The organism is Helicobacter pullorum NCTC 12824, from assembly GCF_017979475.1.
Classification (GTDB): Bacteria; Campylobacterota; Campylobacteria; order Campylobacterales; family Helicobacteraceae; genus Helicobacter_D; species Helicobacter_D pullorum.
The window spans coordinates 60,514-77,765 of record NZ_JAERIT010000004.1; the positions used below are offsets into that span (position 1 = coordinate 60,514).

Annotated in this window: 15 protein-coding genes; 2 read left to right on the forward strand and 13 right to left on the reverse strand. The window is 33.5% G+C overall.

The genetic code is table 11. The features are described 5' to 3' along the window. The 12 genes from JJQ98_RS04035 to glyS all read right to left on the reverse strand — a co-directional run bounded on the left by JJQ98_RS04035 (position 1) and on the right by glyS (position 13,038). Entirely contained in the window at positions 1–1,368 is a 1,368-nt protein-coding gene (locus tag JJQ98_RS04035; RefSeq protein ID WP_151104820.1) for a phosphomannomutase/phosphoglucomutase, read from the reverse strand. Positions 1,369–1,376: 8 nt separating this feature from the next. After that, a complete protein-coding gene (gene mqnF / locus JJQ98_RS04040; protein WP_151104819.1) occupies positions 1,377–2,600 on the reverse strand; it encodes an aminofutalosine deaminase family hydrolase in 1,224 nt (407 codons plus the stop codon). Continuing rightward, positions 2,600–3,457 carry a mechanosensitive ion channel family protein gene (locus JJQ98_RS04045; RefSeq protein ID WP_151104818.1) on the reverse strand — a complete coding sequence of 286 codons (858 nt, stop codon included), beginning with the start codon at positions 3,455–3,457 and terminating at the stop codon, positions 2,600–2,602. The genes mqnF and JJQ98_RS04045 overlap by 1 nt, the downstream gene beginning before the upstream one ends. Before the next feature lie 9 nt (positions 3,458–3,466). Next, on the reverse strand, positions 3,467–4,669 hold the full coding sequence (locus JJQ98_RS04050) for an amidohydrolase family protein (protein WP_151104817.1): 1,203 nt from the start codon (positions 4,667–4,669) through the stop codon (positions 3,467–3,469). A 182-nt stretch (positions 4,670–4,851) separates the two neighbouring features. Continuing rightward, positions 4,852–5,916, reverse strand: coding sequence for a glycosyltransferase family 9 protein (locus JJQ98_RS04055; RefSeq protein ID WP_151104816.1), 1,065 nt, complete (start codon positions 5,914–5,916; stop codon positions 4,852–4,854). Next, positions 5,897–6,670 carry a glycosyltransferase family 2 protein gene (locus JJQ98_RS04060; RefSeq protein ID WP_247596684.1) on the reverse strand — a complete coding sequence of 258 codons (774 nt, stop codon included), beginning with the start codon at positions 6,668–6,670 and terminating at the stop codon, positions 5,897–5,899. Before JJQ98_RS04060 ends, JJQ98_RS04055 begins: the two co-directional genes overlap by 20 nt. Beyond that, positions 6,663–7,577: a lipid A biosynthesis lauroyl acyltransferase gene (locus JJQ98_RS04065; protein ID WP_065829387.1), complete on the reverse strand. Its 915-nt coding sequence runs from the start codon at positions 7,575–7,577 to the stop codon at positions 6,663–6,665. Before JJQ98_RS04065 ends, JJQ98_RS04060 begins: the two co-directional genes overlap by 8 nt. After that, positions 7,574–8,587 (reverse strand): lipopolysaccharide heptosyltransferase I, encoded by a 1,014-nt coding sequence (waaC, locus tag JJQ98_RS04070; RefSeq protein WP_151104814.1) that lies wholly within the window; start codon positions 8,585–8,587, stop codon positions 7,574–7,576. Before waaC ends, JJQ98_RS04065 begins: the two co-directional genes overlap by 4 nt. After that, positions 8,581–10,038 (reverse strand): Ppx/GppA phosphatase family protein, encoded by a 1,458-nt coding sequence (locus JJQ98_RS04075; protein ID WP_151104813.1) that lies wholly within the window; start codon positions 10,036–10,038, stop codon positions 8,581–8,583. Before JJQ98_RS04075 ends, waaC begins: the two co-directional genes overlap by 7 nt. Next, positions 10,038–10,289: a YfhL family 4Fe-4S dicluster ferredoxin gene (locus JJQ98_RS04080; protein WP_054195704.1), complete on the reverse strand. Its 252-nt coding sequence runs from the start codon at positions 10,287–10,289 to the stop codon at positions 10,038–10,040. The genes JJQ98_RS04075 and JJQ98_RS04080 overlap by 1 nt, the downstream gene beginning before the upstream one ends. A gap of 88 nt (positions 10,290–10,377) precedes the next feature. Continuing rightward, a complete protein-coding gene (locus tag JJQ98_RS04085) occupies positions 10,378–10,980 on the reverse strand; it encodes a beta/alpha barrel domain-containing protein (RefSeq protein ID WP_060661851.1) in 603 nt (200 codons plus the stop codon). 9 nt (positions 10,981–10,989) lie between these two features. Beyond that, entirely contained in the window at positions 10,990–13,038 is a 2,049-nt protein-coding gene (gene glyS / locus JJQ98_RS04090; protein WP_151104812.1) for a glycine--tRNA ligase subunit beta, read from the reverse strand. 192 nt (positions 13,039–13,230) lie between these two features. Between glyS and JJQ98_RS04095 the strand changes: the two genes are divergently transcribed. Then, entirely contained in the window at positions 13,231–14,433 is a 1,203-nt protein-coding gene (locus tag JJQ98_RS04095; protein ID WP_151104811.1) for an ATP-binding protein, read from the forward strand. A gap of 126 nt (positions 14,434–14,559) precedes the next feature. After that, the gene (locus JJQ98_RS04100; protein ID WP_151104810.1) at positions 14,560–16,149 is read left to right on the forward strand and encodes a methyl-accepting chemotaxis protein; all 1,590 of its coding nucleotides are present in this window, start codon (positions 14,560–14,562) and stop codon (positions 16,147–16,149) included. On the opposite strand, the gene JJQ98_RS04105 is transcribed toward JJQ98_RS04100, so the two are convergent. Next, positions 16,146–17,066 (reverse strand): tRNA dihydrouridine synthase, encoded by a 921-nt coding sequence (locus tag JJQ98_RS04105; RefSeq protein ID WP_230845618.1) that lies wholly within the window; start codon positions 17,064–17,066, stop codon positions 16,146–16,148. The two genes, JJQ98_RS04100 and JJQ98_RS04105, sit on opposite strands and share 4 nt — an antisense overlap. Between the last annotated feature and the right edge of the window lie 186 nt (positions 17,067–17,252).

Consider the following 17,252-nt stretch of genomic DNA (forward strand, 5'->3'; position numbering starts at 1 on the left):
CTATCCTTTAAAATTAAGTAAATCTAAGAGTGCTTTTTGGTAAGTTTCTTTGGCATATTCGCTTTTGGCTTCAAAGCGAGTTACAAGCATTGGGGTAGTGTTGCTAGCTCTAATCAATCCCCAACCCTCTTCAAAAATAACTCTCAAACCATCAATATCAATAATTTCTACAATTTTAGGGAAGTTTGCAGGTGGATTTTTTAGGATTTGTTGTAATTCTTGGATAATTGCAAACTTTTGATTTTCAGTAGTTGGAATCTTGATTTCATCTGTGGAGTAGAGTTTGGGTAGAGTTTGTAGGATTCTATCAAATTCTAATCCATCTTCTTTGATGAGTTCTAAAACACGTAAAGCTGCATAAATAGCATCATCAAAACCAAAATATCTATCATTAAAGAAAATATGCCCACTCACTTCAAATGCAAGATGAGCATTGGTTTCTTTGAGTTTGACTTTGAGATTGCTATGCCCTGTTTTATACATAATGGCTTTACCGATTTTGTTGATAGATTCAAACATATTTAAAGAGCATTTTACTTCGCCGATGATGATAGGATTTGGAATCTTTTGTGCAAAAATAATAGCTAATTCATCACCTTTATAGACTTTATTTTCTTTGATGACTGCTAATCTATCACCATCTCCATCAAAGGCAAATCCAATACCGCCATTTTTTGTTACCAAAGCTTTAATATCTTTTAGATTTTTTTCTTCGCTTGGATCTGGATGATGGTTTGGGAAAGTCCCATCAGGATTAAGATACAAGCCCTCAAAGTGCAATTCTAGTCTTTTTAGGATTTCTGTAATCCCAACTCCTGCTATGCCATTGCCACAATCAATGTTAATAGGAATTTTCAAGCCTTTTAAACTTTGAAATTCTTTGGTTAAAAATTCAATATATTTTTCTAACACATTGAGTTTTTTGGGGTTAGCAGGTTTGGTGTTGATAGAATCTAAAGCATAAAATTTTTGCTCTAGCTGGTAAATATCCTTGCCAAAAAAAGGTTCTTTTAGAAGTGTAATTTTAAAACCATTGTATTGTGGTGGATTGTGTGAGCCTGTAATCATAATGCTACCATCAAGCTTTAATCCATCAAAATCTGTAAAAAGAGCAAAATATCCTACAGGGGTTGGAATCTGTCCTAAATTGTAAGTGATGATTCCACTTGCTTCAATTCCGCTACAAAGCCACTGGAAGATGATTTCTGAATGCACTCTTGCATCATAACCAATCCCAAGCGTTTTGCCCCCTCGTTTTTTGAGTTCTTCTCCGATTAGAAAACCAATTTTGATTACATTTTCTTCTGTGAGATCTTGATTGTAGATTCCGCGTATATCATATTCTCTAAAAATTGCTAGTTTTTCCATAAAAATCCTTAAATAATTTGTTTTCCGCCAATATAAAGAGCTTCGGCTTTTTTGGTGTATAATAGCAACATGAGTGCAAGTTGCTCTTTGGCTTTGGTTTTGAAAACTGCAAAGTCTGGCAAAAATCCCTTTTTTAAGCTTCCTGCTTTGATGCCTAGGGGATTATCTTTGTGGGCATAGTAGGTAACTCCAAGCAACAAATCTTTTGCCAAAGATTCAAGATCATAATCCATATAGGCATACAAGGCAGTGCGTAATTCATCAAGCAAAGAGAGCGAATCATTAGAACTTTTGCCATCGGTTGCAAAAATAGGGTGGATTTGAGATTGTTTGCAGAGATTTAAATCTAAAATTTTGTTGTTTAATAAGCGATTTGATTTGGGGCAAGAGATAATTTTCCCTTGCATTTTTGCAATCATTTCTAAGTCTTTGTGTGTGGCTTCTAAACAATGGACAAAATAAGGTTTTAGCCCTCTAAAAGAATTTAAAAAGTCAGAAATGGTATAAAAGGGTTGCATTTTTGTGTGGAAAAATCTTTCAAAAAAGCCTTGAAAATAGCCCTTTTTGGTTTCTAGCCACTCTCTTTCTTCTTTGGATTCTAAAAAATGCACACTAAGGGGCAGAGATTGAGTTTTGGCAAGATTTAAAACTTTTTGTAGCATTTTAGAATGCACAGAATAGGGCGAGTGAATGGCTAATGCGGGGAAGAAATGATGAGAAGAGAATTGCTGTGAATCTTGCAATCTTGTAAGTAGATTTTGGTAGAGCATATCCAAAGCTTCTACTTTAGAACCGATGGCTTCATTGAAATACAAAACGCGTAAAGGGCTATTTGCTAAAGCTTCTAAATCATACCCATAGCTAGAGATTGCCCCTACAAAACCTACGCCACTTTGCAAAAGAGTTTGGATAGTATTTTGCATTTGTAATTGAAGTGAAGAATCCATGAGGGATTCTCGATTTTCTATCACACTATCAAGCCATTTTCCAAAATTGCCAAACTTCAAACTTCCTTCATTTTGGCTAAATTCTAAATGAATATGTAAGTTTGTTAGTGCAGGGGTAATTACGCAGTTTTGGTAATATTTTTGGGATTTTGCAGGCTTGTTTTGGAGATTTTCATAGGTATCAATTTCTAAAATTTCATTTTCATTGAAGTAGATTCCACCATTTTTAATGATAGAAAAATCCTCATTGCAAAGCAATAAATAATCAGCCCCAATAAGATACATTATTTATCTCCCCTAAGCAATGGAGTTTGGGTGGGATTGATATTAATATCAAGCTTGTTGTAAGGTATTTCAATGCCCTTTTGTTCAAAGGTTGCTTTAACTTTTTGGGGAAGAGTAATGTTGGCTTGAAAATAATCTGCTGTATTAACCCAAAACCTCACAAGCAAATCCACACTGCTAGTATTTAGTGCATTTACACCTATAACAGGTGCGGGATCTTTTAGTACCAAAGAATCTTCGTTGAAAATTTCTTCTAAAATTTCCTTTGCTTTGGCAATGTCGCTACCATAATCAATTCCAAAGATTAAATCCATTCTTCGTGTTGGATTGATATTGATATTGATAATGGGTGTAGAAACAAGAAGGGAATTTGGCATAATGATGACTTGATTGTCTAGTGTTGTGAGTTTGGTTTCAAAAAGGTTGATAGAATCAACTTTGCCTACCATAGAATTTACGCTAATGACATCCCCGCGATTAAATCTTCTTAAAACAACCAAAATAATTCCGCTTGCAAGATTAGATAAAGAATCCTTTAGTGACAAAGCAATTGCCAAACCAGCAGTTCCTAAGACAGCTATAATTGAGGTTGTTTTAACGCCAAGATTGCTTAAGGCGGTGATAAAGGTTAAAAGCAAGATTCCAGCAAAAACAACATTTTTTAAAAAAACTCCCAAAGTTTCATCTTTGGTTGCTTTGATGATTGCTTTTGAGGTGTATTTAGAGAGGATTCTAGCAAGATAGTATCCAAAAAGTAGGATTAAGATAGCACTGATTAGATGAGGGGTAAAATTGATTGCCCATTCAAAAAATTTATCCATCAATAATAAAAGTTTTTCTTCTATTTTTGCATTCATCATTAGTCCTTAAAAGATTTTTTTGCCTTTAATAAAATGCCCTTTGATTTTCCCTGTGAAAATCCAGTCATAATAGGGGGATTCTTTGTTATCAATGACTTGGTTTTCTTTGGTATCTAATACAATCAAATTTGCATAATAGCCTTTTTGTATGAGACCATAATCTTTTAATCCCAAAATTTGTGCAGGATTTAAAGAGAGTATTTTGCTTAGTTCTGTTAAAGACATATGGGAGTTTTTTACCAAAAGTGTATAGCACATTGGCACGAAATAATCTATCATATCAATCCCAAAGGCTGCTTCATCAAAGGGTAAATCTTTTTGGGAGAGAGAGTAGGGAGATTGCAAAGAAGTCAATAAATCAATTTCCATAGCTTTAAGGTGGCTAAGAAGTTTTGTGCGAGTTTTTTCGGATTTTAAAGGGGGCTTGATTTTGGCTAAGGTGTTGTAGTGATTGCATAAATTTTCTGTAAGCATTAAATGGTGAATAGAGGTTTGTATGAAAATATCGGGGTGAGTTTTTTTGGTAGTTTGTAAAATTTCAATGCTTCTAGTGGAGGCAATAGCATTAAAAACAGCCTTTATTTTCATAAAATGTACTAATTCGCTAATCATAGCGACTTCTTTTGTCTCGCTAAGTTCTGTGATGCCTGATAATCCTAATTTTCCACTAAGCTCGCTTTCGTTCATCACACCATTAGCACTCAATGATTCATCTTCACAATCAAAAAATATCGGCACATCAAGCATTAATGCAAATTCACAAGCCATACGGAGTGAATTGCCATTTTCATTGGATTTTGTATAAATCCCTTTTGCACCTTTTTTGTGAAGTGTTGAGATATTTTTATTTGTATTTTGCACAAGCCCTAGAATCTGTGCTTGAAAAGTATCTTTTAGTGCATCAAGCAATTCTATGGCAAGTTCTGTATTGGTAGAATCTTCACTCTCTGGTATCAAAGTAGCTAATCCAATACCTCCTAGGGCAGCTTTAGAGGAAAGTTTAAGTAGATTTTCTTTGTTGAAATTTTGAATACGCGTGTTTAAATCAATAGCGCTTGGTAAGATTGTCATTCCCTCTGCTTGGAAAATTTCCTCATTTTCTTGGGGTAGAATATTGCGTTCAACTTCTGTAATTTTCTCATTTTCTATACGAATATCGCCTTTGTATTCACCATTTGCATCACAAATCATCGCACCTTTAATTAGCATACAAAACTCACTTATTATAAAAATTTTGAAATTATGGCACAAATAAAACTAAAAAGGAATAAAATAATGAGGGTTTCTATGTTTAAAATGCTTGAAATTTTGCAAAGTTGCATGGATAGAATCGTTTTGAATTAGCTATAAGAAATAAAAATATCACAAGAGGACAAAAAGAGCAAAATAAATCAATGGTGGCGGATTATATTGTTTAAAAAATCCAAAAGATATGAGAGGGCTTTTTGTTGATTAAGTTTTGAGAGTAAGCAATCGCTTATTTTAGTATCATTGCAACCAGCCCTTCCACAGGGAATACAATCAAAATCTTCTTGATAAACAAAATGTTTGCCCATTTGTTGGATTCCATTTTGTTTGTTGTAGGTGCTAGAATCTAAGTCATTATCCCAAGGACCCCAACTTACCACTCCGCTAGGACCAAAAAAGGCAAAAGTGGGGATATTGTTGGCTGCTGATAAGTGCATAATGGCAGTATCTACTCCAACAAATGCGAGGGCTTTTGAATTGAGCAAAGAAACTTCAGGGAGAGTGAGTGTGCCATCAAAATAAAGAGGCTTGCTATGGCAAAGTTTAAGAATGTTTTGTAGTTTTTTGGATTCTCTAGAATCTTTTGCAGCAGTCAATACACAAGGGATATGATAGGTTTGTGTGATAGTGTCAATGATTTTAGCACAAAAGGAGTCATTAAGGCATTTAAAAAACCAACGACTAAAGAGATGAAGATGAATGAAATGTGGGGGCAGATTATTAAGATTTGTGGTTTTTTGCGGTATGGGGGCAAGGACTTTTTTTGAAAGAATGGGGATATTTAAGATTCTTAGTGCTTCAAGATTATCTTCAAGATTGTGTTGGTGTTTTGGTGTGAGTTTGTGGGTGTAGAGATTTTTTGACCAAAAAGAGTTGGGCGGAAAACCAACGCGTATTTTAGCACCACTCCAAAATGCCAAAAAAGCACTTCTTTCTCCGCTTGTAAGTCCAATTACCATATCGTATTTTTCTTTTTTAATGGCTTTTAGCAATGCTAATTCATCATAGATTCTTTGAAGTTTATTTGGATTTCTTTTTAGGGTGTGGATTTGGTTGAGATATTGTGTTTGCAGAATCTTTTCTGTGCCAGCATTGACTAAAACATCTAAAATACAAGAATCGCCATAATATTTTTTGAGATTGTAAAAGAGTGGGCTAATAAGTAAAACATCGCCTATATTGCGTAGTTTAATGATTAGAATTTTCATATTTTACCTTTTTGTTGGCTTCATAGAGTTTGATGTATTTCCAAAACGCAGTTTGTGCGTTATAGCTAGCAATAACAAAACCTTCATAACCCTCCAAAAATCCCTTTTGAAAGAAATAGTTTTTAATAAAACACCATAGCGAATGCACTAATGCTTTAAGGGGGGAACTTTGTTTTTTGTTGCAGAAATCTTTGGCATAGAGGGTTGTGTATTTTTGCATTTTATTGAGAAAATCATTTGTGTTGGCATAGGGAAAGTGGGAAATATAGCCTTTTAGTGGAATCACCTTCAATTCAGAATCTAAAGCGACAATTTTTTCATGGACTTCACTATCATCAAAATCAGCATTTTTTCTATTATAAATACCACAAAACCTATCTGGATACCAACCACAACTTCTAATATGCCGCCCATTAAAGTAGTTTTTAACATCATAGCTATAACAAAAATCATTTTTTAGCGGATAATGGAGAATTTCATCAATGAGGTCTTTTGAGGCAATTTCATCACTATCAATAGAAAGAATCCAATCATTTTTTGCAAGTTTGCTACCAAGTTGTTTGAGTTTGCCAAAACCTATAAAATCATGTTTGTGAATCTTTACATTTGCAAAACTTTGTGCAATTTTTAGAGTATCATCATTAGAGCCATTATCCAAAATTATGACTTCATCAAGTTCTTTAAGGGATTTTAAAACTTCAAAAAGAAGTCTTTGGGAATTTTTGGTAAGAATGACAGCAGAAATTTTATTCATTAGAGTGCCCTTTGTAGATTTCTTCATATTGATTTTTGAATTTTTTATGGAACCATAGCCATTCTTTTGGATTTTCTTTGATAATTTGCTCTAAAATATCGCTTTGAATTTGTGTAAGGTTGTGGATATCTTCTTGTGCATTTTGTGTTTTTTGGAATTCTATGGGAGGTAGAATCTTGATGAGAATCTTTTTGTAATCTTTGGAATAATACGCAATAAAATGTATGATTTTGGCATCAAATTTTCTTGCCAAAAGAGAAGCAATGGGTGTGTGGCGGACTTTTTTGCCAAAGAAATTGACAAGCTCCCCTTCTTTGTTGGCTGTATTTTGGTCAGTAACAATCCCTACTACTCTATCTTTTTTGAGTGCTTTAGCAAGAGGAATGGCAGCACCTTTTTTATCAAGAATGTGGATATTGAATTTGGAGCGCACTTGAATGAGGTACTCGTTAATAAGGGGATAGGGAGTCATGCGTGCAACTGCTGTAATGCGATGATTGAAATAACAAGAAAATGCGGGAGTTGTGTATTCCCAATTTCCAAAATGGGCAGTTACAAAAACAATATTTGTGTGATTATCAAGTAAATTTTGGATAATTTCTGGTTTGTCAATGTGAATGGTTTTTAGGATTCTTTCTTTTGTGCTAACAGCGAGCATAAAAAAACTAATGGAGTTATAAACTAAATTCAAATAATTTGTCTTTAAAATTTCTTTTTTTTGCTCTTTTGAAAGTGTATTGTTATAAGCAAAATCTAGGTTTGTAAGCAAATCAAATTTGCGTCTTTTGTCCAAAAGAAACAAAAGTAAAGCAATTAATTTTGCAAATCCTAAACGCAAAAAATGTGGCATATACAAAAAGAAATAGCCCAAAAGGTTTAAAAAAGAAAAAAGTAGCAGTTTTTTCATATTTTGCTCTCTAATAGGGATTTTGCAAGATTGAAAATTTCTTGTGGAGGGATAGTTTGAATGCTAAAGTTTTTTTTATCATAGCTTTTTTTGTTGGTGTTATCTGGAGTGGCTACAAGATAAAGATTGATTGGAGTTTGCAGGTGGAATCTTTTTGGTGGTGTTGCTCCAAAAAGCGTGATAGAGGGTTTTTGTAATGCCCATGCTAAATGAGTGATTCCTGTATCCCCTCCAATAATTAAATCCATTTGTGCTAAGAGTGCCTTGATGGCGTTGAGACTTAGATTTGTGAAATGATAAAAATGCAATGAAGAATCATTAATAGTAGTTTTATGGGTAAGAAGAATAGGGGATATTCCAATGGCATTAAAGAGTTTGACTAGCTCCAAAAATAGGGCTTTTGGATAGGTTTTATTTGGTTTTGAGGTTTCTAGCACAAAAAGGATATTTTTAGAATTTTTGGGTAGTTGTGGAGTGAGTGCGGGATTGAAGCTTAAAAAGGGTTTGGGATTAAAAAGTGTTTGTAAATTTGGGGTGGGTAGATTGAATGCATTAAAAGCTAAGGTGGCATTGCGTAAAAGAATGTGTTCATGATAGGGGATATGGATTTTTTGAGTATAAAAAAGGGTGGCTAGAGATTCCTTTGTGCTTTTAAAGTCAAAGCCAACATATTTTTTGGAGTGGAGAATCTTCCCAACAATAGCAGATTTAATAAGCCCTTGTAAATCAATGACAATATCATAAGATTCGGATTTTAGGGTTTTGTAAATCAAATAGAGATTTTTGAAGCTTTTTTGCTGGATGCTTTGCTTGAGTGGAATGGCAATGAGTTTATCGACAAAGGGGGAAGATTCTAGTATTTCTTTAAAAGAGCTATCAACATACCAATGAAAAGTAGGATTGTGGGTTTGTGAAAGTTGTTGGTGCAAAAGAGGCAAAATGCTTGCACTATGAATAATATCACCCATAGCGGTAAGACGAATAAAAGCGACTTTTATGGGCTTTAGCATAATTTCAACCGAAAGAATTTTGGAAGAGTGAGTTTTTTTAGTTTTTCTTTTGTGAGGTAAGAAAAATTTGTGTGGCGAATTTCTAATGTGTAATTTTCATCTTTTAGGAAATTAAAAACAAAAGATTCTGGTTGTGGATTGTAGCTTAGAATCTCTGCAAGTGCAACAAAAAAACTCAGGATTTGCAAAACTTCTATTGGAGGGAGAAGTTGTTTGTAGGGCAAATCTTCTGGGATTTTTTTATTGTTGTAGCGGATAAGAGTGGCGATAATTAGCCTATCTTTGTGCGTTAAGGCATAATTTAGTGCATTAAATAAAAGATAATTTCCATGGTGGTTTTTTTCATAAAAGTTAAGTGCTATTCCGATGTTGCAAAGTTCTGCGGCGATATTGAGATGTTTTTTGTAAGCAAAGTCTAAGAGTTTCAAAGAATCTTGAATTTCAAAGAGCTGGTTAGCGAGTTTTTTGATAATTTTAGAATGCCTAGGATATTTGATGAATCTATCTTTGAGATTTCTAACACTAGGGTTAAAGTTTGGTGGAAAGTGCTGGTTGTGATGACGCAAAAGATCATGCAAAAATACCCCTTCTCTTACTCCAACGCCGCTTGTTACGATTGTTTTTGCTTCAAAAAGATTGAGTGCTAAATGGAAAATTAGAGCCCCACCTTGAATAGAATCTAAACGCTCTTCTTTGATATTTAATTTTAATAAATCTTTTTGCTCGCTTGTATAAATGGTTTTGAAAAAACCGCAATAATCTTTAAAAGGATATTCAAAAGCATGGAGTGTATTTAAGGGATAATTGATTTGTTTTTGTATGGCTTTGCTTAAGGCTCTAGCTGTTCCGCCAATTCCAAAAATTTTTGGATTTTTGAAGTGGTTTGGGAGGGTGTTTAGATTTGCTAGAACAAAAGCATGTGCGCCTTGATAATCACCTTTGTCAAAAAAGAGTTCTTTAAGGCGAATTGTGCCAAGGTTGAGTGAGATTTTATCGATAATTTTGTGGTTTTGTATCAAAGCACATTCTGTGCTACCTCCGCCAATGTCAATGGTGATTCCTTCTTTGTAAGGAAGGAGATTAAGAGCTGCTAATGCTCCAAAATAAGCCTCTTCTTCTCCACTAATAACCTTAATGTTTAAGCCAATTTTCCTAGCTTCTTGTAAAAAAATATTTTTGTTAGGGGCATCTCTTAGGGCTGAAGTTGCTACACAAATGATTTTTCTTGCTTTGTGAAGTTTGGCTATCCACAAAAAATCTTGCAATGCATTGATGGCTCTTTGCATAGGTTCTGGCTGTAAAAAACCATTGTTTTCATAGGTGGATTCTGAGATTCTTACTTTGCTTTTTGTTTCATAAAGTAGATGAAATCCAAAATGGCTGGTTTTTTCAAAAATCGCCATTCTAGCAGAATTAGAGCCAATATCAATAATTGCGGTGATTTTTGCCATTAATCTTCTTTGTGGAGTTGAGAATATTTGAATTTCAATTCTTCAAGTGATTCAATATTGTCCGGGTCAGAAACAATCGCATCAACAGGGCAAACAGATAAACAAGCAGGCTCATCATAAAAACCATAGCATTCTGTGCAACGCTCTGGGTCAATAATATAATATGGATCTCCCTCTTCTATTGCTTCATTTGGGCATTCTTCCCTGCATGCATCACAGGCAATACATTCTTCATTAATCATTAATGACATAAAAACTCCTCAATAAAAATAAGCAAAGTTTTTAACCAAAAGAAACTAAAAGAATACTTAAAAAGTGTAATAATTTAATTTTCTTTTGCTAAAAGTCCTCTATATAGGCATCAATTCCTTGAATTTTTTGTAGATTTTTTTGGGCTAAGATGATTTTGTTTTGTGGGATTAGGGGAATAAGATTTGAATTGTTTTGGAGATTTAAGATATCAGCTTTTGCAAAAATGGCTTTGCTTAAGTCTTCTTTGGAATTGATAGTGAAGATTCTTTCTAATCCGATTTTGATAGCAAAATCACTCAATTCTTTGAGGTTTTTTTGAGATAAAATTGATGGAGTTAGAATAATGCAATCTGCCCCAAAAACTAAAGATTCTAGGATTTGATAAGTATCGATGATGGGATAATTAAAAATAAGAGGCACATTGACATAGCGTCTAACAAATGTAAGGTTTTCAAGAATATCTAACAAAAAGCAAGAGGCTTCCTTTTCTTTATTTTGTGAGAATTCTAAAAAATCTTTTGTATTTGGGATAGAGTAGATATTTTTGGGGTAATATTGTTTTGTTTTGGTAAGAATTTCTTTAATGGGACGCGGTTGATAAGGTGTATAGGCAAGGCTTCTGCCAAGCCATTCTTGGGGGTAATTTTGTTTTTTGAGTTCAATTTGTTTTTTGAGTTGTGTTAAATCCAAGAGAAGACTCTAAAAGCTAATTTCTCTAATATCAGCAATATTTAAAAAGGCTTGATAGATTTTTGCAATAAGATTCTTGCGATTATTTCTAAAATCTTCATCAGGGGCATTTACTAGGACTTTATCAAAGAATCTGCTAAGCAGAGGATTGAGGTCTAAAAGCATTTGTAGCTGCTCTTGATAATTAAGCGTTGGGGATTTTTCTTCATAGAGGCAAAATGCTTTGTGAAGCTCTATTTCTTCTGTGGCTAGTAGCTTATTTTGTTTGATAGCTAAGCTAGAAGAGAGATTTACTTCTTTTGTGATATTAGCCACTCTTTTGAAGGTTTGCATTAAAAGATTTTTATCTGCATTTTTGAGGACTGAATTTAATGCATCAAGTTTTTGGTAGATTTGCAATATATTTTTCTCATTGGTTGCCAAAATTGCTCGCAATAAAGAAGGATTGTAATCAAACATAGAATCCATTCTCTCTAAGATAAAATTTTCTAATTGTTGCAAATCAAAAGGCTTATAAAGAGGGCTTAAAAGTGAGGATATTTTTTGTAAATCAAAAGATAAATCAAAATGCAAAATAATTTTGATAATTCCTATAGCAGCGCGTCTTAAGGCAAATGGATCTCTAGAACCACTTGGGATTTTGTGGATACTAAAGAGTGCAAAGAGATTATCGAGTTTGTAAGCAAGTGCTACAAATGCACTAATAAGATTGCTAGGGAGAGGGCTTTCTTCGGAATTTGGTAAATATTGCTCTTTGATAGCAAGGGCTACTTTGCTATCATAGCCTAAAGCATTCGCATAATAATATCCCATAATTCCTTGTAATTCGGTGAATTCATAAACCATTTCACTCATTAAGTCAGCTTTTGAAAACATGCTAGCTTGGTCAAGAATCTCCAAAGTTAGCCCAATATCTTGATTTTCTTTTTCAAGGTTTTTTGTGAAAAGTGGGGCAATTAGCTTGATGATTTGCCTTTCTCTTTGGGTTTTATCCCACATAGAGCCTAAGCCTTCTACAAAGGTTACATTTTTGAGTTTTTTTGGCATAAATCCATTTTTGAGATCATTGTGATAAAAGAAAAGTGCATCTTCTAATCTAGCACGCAAAACTTTGATATTGCCTTGGATAATGGCATTAGAATCTTGAGCTAGACTATTTGAAACCACAATAAAACCATTGTAGAGATTCTTGTCTTTGTAGGTTGCAAAGTAGCGTTGATTAACTTTCATAGAAGTAATAATGCAAGGAGCTGGTAGTTCTAAGAAACGCTCGCTAAATTCACCAAATAGAGCGGTTGGATATTCTGTAATGCAAACAATTTCTTCTAAAAGATTTTCATCAATTTCTACTTTGATATTTTTTTGGGATTGAATCTCTTGAATTTCTTGTAATATTTTAGTGCGTCTATCTTCTTGATTAAGGATAACCATACCCCTTTTTAAGATTTCAAAATAATTATCAATGCTTGTAACTTCTTGTGGTGCAAAGCTAATATTTCTATGAATGAAAGTTTGGTTTTGGGATACTACTCCATAGAGATTTAGGCTAATTGGTGTGTTATTTAGCAAGCATAAAATCCAAGAGATAGGGCGGATAAAAGATTCTTTTTGGTCTCCCCAACGCATAGTCTTGCCAAAATTGAGTGATTCTAGAAATTCTTTTGTGATAGTTTGCAATAAGTCTTGTGCAGGTGCTTTTGGGGATTCTTTTTTGAAATAAAGAATTTCTTTGTTGTCTTTTGTGATTGTGCTTGCTTCTTTTTGAGTGATACCGCATTTTTTGAAGAAGCTTAGGGCAGCTTGAGTTGGATTGCCATCTTTATAAGCAATGGTGGTTGGCGGACCAAAAAATTCAAGCACTTGAGGGCTTTGTGAAGTTGGAAATTGATTTGCAATGATGACTAAGCGTCGTGGTGTATAGTAGAAATCAAAATCACACAATAAGCGATGATTTTGCAAAATTTTGCTTAATTTTTGTTTGATGTTTGGAATCTCTGCCAAAAGTGGGATAGCAGGAAGCTCTTGCGTTCCTATTTCAAGTAAAAAAGAAGTTGTCATTACAATTGCCTTAACAAATAAAATTTGAGAATTTTAGCAAAACCAATACAATAAAAAGCTTTAATTAGATAAATTATTACGATAAAATATAACATAAGGGAATTTTGAAAATTATAATAAAAGGAAATGGAATATTAATTTTTTGATATTGTTTTTGTGATTAATGTTTTGTGATGATAAGGAGGTTGTCCAATGCAAAGAAATAAAAAGATACAAGATGAAGAATTGATGGTTGATAATCAAGAAAGGATTCAAGGTTTCAATCAGGAATTAGCAAAACAAGTTGAATATGAAATCGCACAAAGAATGTTTAGTGATTATTTTTCTAACTATCTATTTGAGAGTAGTTTGAATCCCATTGTAATTATTCGCGATGAGGATTTTAAGGTTATTAAAAGCAATTCAGGTGCGTTGGAGATTTTTGGCAAAGAGATTGTGGGATTGGATTTCATAGAGTTGTTTAGCGATAAAAAGAATAAAGAAAGTATTTTAGAGGGAATCTACAAGGCCAGAGAAAGCAAAAAGCGTCAAAGTTTTAAAATGCAATTGATAGGGAAAAACAATCAAAGTTTGTCGGTTATTGTGAGTATTTCGCTTTTTTATTATATGCAAAAAGTGGATTTGTGTTTTACTTTTGTGGATATTTCAGATATTGTAAATCTTGAGAAAGAGTTGAATGATAAGCGGGCTATGCTGGCACAAAAGAGCAAAATGGAGGAAATGGGGAAAATGTTGGGAAATATCGCCCATCAGTGGAAGCAACCTTTGAATGCTTTGTATCTGCTTTGTCAAAATTTCAAAGAAATGAATAAATTTGATGAAATCAATGCAGAAAATATTGAAAAATATATCAATATAATGTTGGGGCAGATTCAATTTATGTCTAAAACTATTGAGGAATTTAGAGAATTTTATAATCCTTCAAAAGCAAAAGAAGAAGTTTATGTGTATCAAGAGATTAAAAATATTTTGGAATTGTTTTATCGACTTGTGGATAAAAGAATCTCTATTGAGCTGTCATCTAAAGATGAAAAAATGCAGATTTTTGCTAGCAAAAATGAATTTTGGCAAATTATTATTGTGTTGATTGATAATGCTCTTGAGGCTATCAAAGCTAGAATCCAAAAAGGAGAAATCAAAGAGGGAAATATCAAGATTACTTGTCAAAATAAACAAGGAATGTGTATCATAAAGGTAGGGGATAATGGAGGAGGAATTTGTGCAGAAGTCGCCAATAGGATTTTTGAAACTTATTTCACAACTAAGGAAAATGGAAATGGAATTGGGCTATCTATGGTCAAAATGATTTTAGAGAAAATGAGAGGCGACATTACTTTTGCAAATCATAAAGAGGGAGTAGAGTTTGAAGTAAAGATACCATTGCATAGAGGGTAAATATAATGGTGGGTAAGTGAGGATTGCAAACTATAAATAATTAAAATATAAATAAGATGTTTGTAATTTTTGGTAATGTATGATTGATAACTTAAAAATGGAATGTGAAGATGAGGAGAGGGGAAAATGTTTAGGACTATACGCTCAAGAATTATTGCCATAATTGTAGTTTTCTTAGCAATGCTTTTGGGGTTGGTGTATTTTAATTTGGAAAAAGGCTTTGATGATATTGCAAAAAGTAGCTCTACTGGGGAGTTAAATAAGCTTAATGCAATGCTTTTTGAAGGGTTAAAAGTGGCAATGAATACGGGTGATCCTTTGGTAATTGGTGGTTTTATTGAAGGAGCTAAGAAAGTTCCGGGGATTGTCAATATGGAGGTTTTTCCTTCAAAAGAAGTGATAGAGCTTATGGGGCTTAATAAAACTTTTACCCAAAAAGATGAGATTTTAAAAGTCTTTGAATCCAAGCAAGAGGATATTCGTGTTTATAATAATGAAAAAGATAGAGGCTATTTGATGGCAAAACCTATCATTGCAGAAGAGAATTGTTTGATGTGTCATGCAACTTCTCAATTAGGAGATGTTTTGGGTGTTGCTGAAATGCAAATTTCTAGCCAAAGTTTGATAAAAAATGCTAACACAATCAAAGCAAAAATCGTTATTTGGATGGCGGTTGTGGGTGTGATAGCATTAGCGTTGCTTTTGTTGTTGATTAATCGCTGGGTTTTTAATCCTATTTCTCGTTTATCTAATATTGCTTATGACTTATCCCAAGGTGATGGAGATTTGACAAAAAGATTGCCAACAAGAAATAGAAATGAAATTTCTAAGGCTAATTCTTATATCAATGATTTTATTCAAAAGATTGCAAATATGGTGTTAAATGCCAAAGATTTAAGCCATCAAAATATTGTACAAGCAAATCGTTTATTTATCGCTTCTAAAGAGATTAATGAAAGGGTTGGAAAATCTGCTGAAGTGATTGAAGAAAGCACAAAATTAGGGAAAAATATCGAATTGTTATTAAATGAATCAATGGAGCTTGTTCAAAAAAGCACAAAAAATATTCAAGTAACCACTAAGGAGCTTTTGCAAACCAAAGAATTGCTTATTAAAGTAGCAAATGATGTCCAAGAAAATGTGAGTGTTGAGCATGAAATAGCCGATAAACTTTCTGTGAGTGCGCAAGAAACAGATAAAATTAAGGGTGTTTTGACGATTATTTCAGAAATTGCAGATCAAACAAGCCTTTTGGCGTTGAATGCAAATATTGAAGCTGCTAGGGCAGGGGAAGCTGGAAGGGGGTTTGCTGTGGTGGCTGATGAGGTGAGGAAACTTGCAGAGAGGACACAAAAAAGTTTGGGTGAAATTAATGCAGTCGTCAATATGATGATACAATCAATCAATGATTCTAATAGCGCGATGAATGATAATGTGCAAAATATTACAAAAGTTTCGGATTCTTCTATGGAGAGCACTAAGATTCTTGAAAATAATGTGAAAATGTTAGAAATCTCTGTGCAGGATTCTTTGGAGATTTTACAAAAAATGAATGAGCTTTTCTCGGCGGTTAATGAGATATTAGAACAAGTTGGCAAAGTCGAGAATCTCACACAAGAAAACAGCAAAAGTGTTGATTCTATCAATGAAATTACTAATGAAATTTCACAAAAAGCAAATAATTTAAATCAGCAATTAGATTCTTTTAAATGTTAGGTTTCAAAACTGCTATGCGTAAAGAAGTTAAAAATCTCTTCTCGCATAAGTGCAGGATTGGTTATGGCATTGACTTTGTTTCTAAAATCACTCGCCCCTTTTAATCCCTTAGAATAAGCGTGGAGGTTTTTCCTAAACATAATAGCACCATAATCCCCCCTAAAGCTAATAGTTCTATCAAAATGTTCTAACGCAACTTGTTTTCTTAGCTCAATGGATTCTTCTAAATTGTTTTTAATTTGAGTAAAAATCCAAGGTTTTTCAATGGCTGCTCTACCTATCATAACACCTTCAGCCCCTGTTAATTCTTGCACTTTTTTGGCAATTTGTGGGGAGGTAATTTCTCCATTAGCAATTAGAGGGTGTTGGATATTTTGTTTGATAAGTCTAATAGAATCATAATCAATCTTATCCTTTTTGTATCCATCGCTTTTTGTCCGTCCATGCACAACTACATAATCAATAGGGGAATCATTAAGAGCATTTGCAATTTCTAATGGAATTTTTTTGTCAAAACCTAAACGAACTTTGACGCTTAAATAAGGGAATATGCTTGTTTCTCTTAAAAGCTGCAGAATCTTTACAAGTTTGTTTAAATCTTTCAATAAAGAACTGCCACTCCCATGGCTAGAGACTTTTGGGGCAGGGCAGCCGCAGTTTAAATCTAGGATTTGGATTTCATTTTTGAATTCATTGAGGAATTCTACAGCTTTTTGGATGATTCCAAAATCATTTCCTGCAATTTGGAGTGCGAAAGGATTCTCAAGCGGTGATTTTTCTATCATTTTGATAGTTTTTTTGTTTTTAAAAGCGAGGGCATGAACACTTATCATCTCGCTAACAGTAATATCAGCACCAAATTTTTTGACAACCTCCCTAAAGGGCAAATCGCTATATCCTGCAAGAGGGGCTAACATTAAGGTGTTTGGTTGGATAATATTTTTTTTCAAAAGAACCTCTTATATAGTATTTTTGGAATTCTAGCATATATTTTTTGGGATTTTGGATGGTAATTATTAGCGTATGGAAGTTTAAAGTGATAAAACTTGTTAGAATCTTGACAAAAAATACACAAAGATACATTAGAATTTTGTTTGCAATTC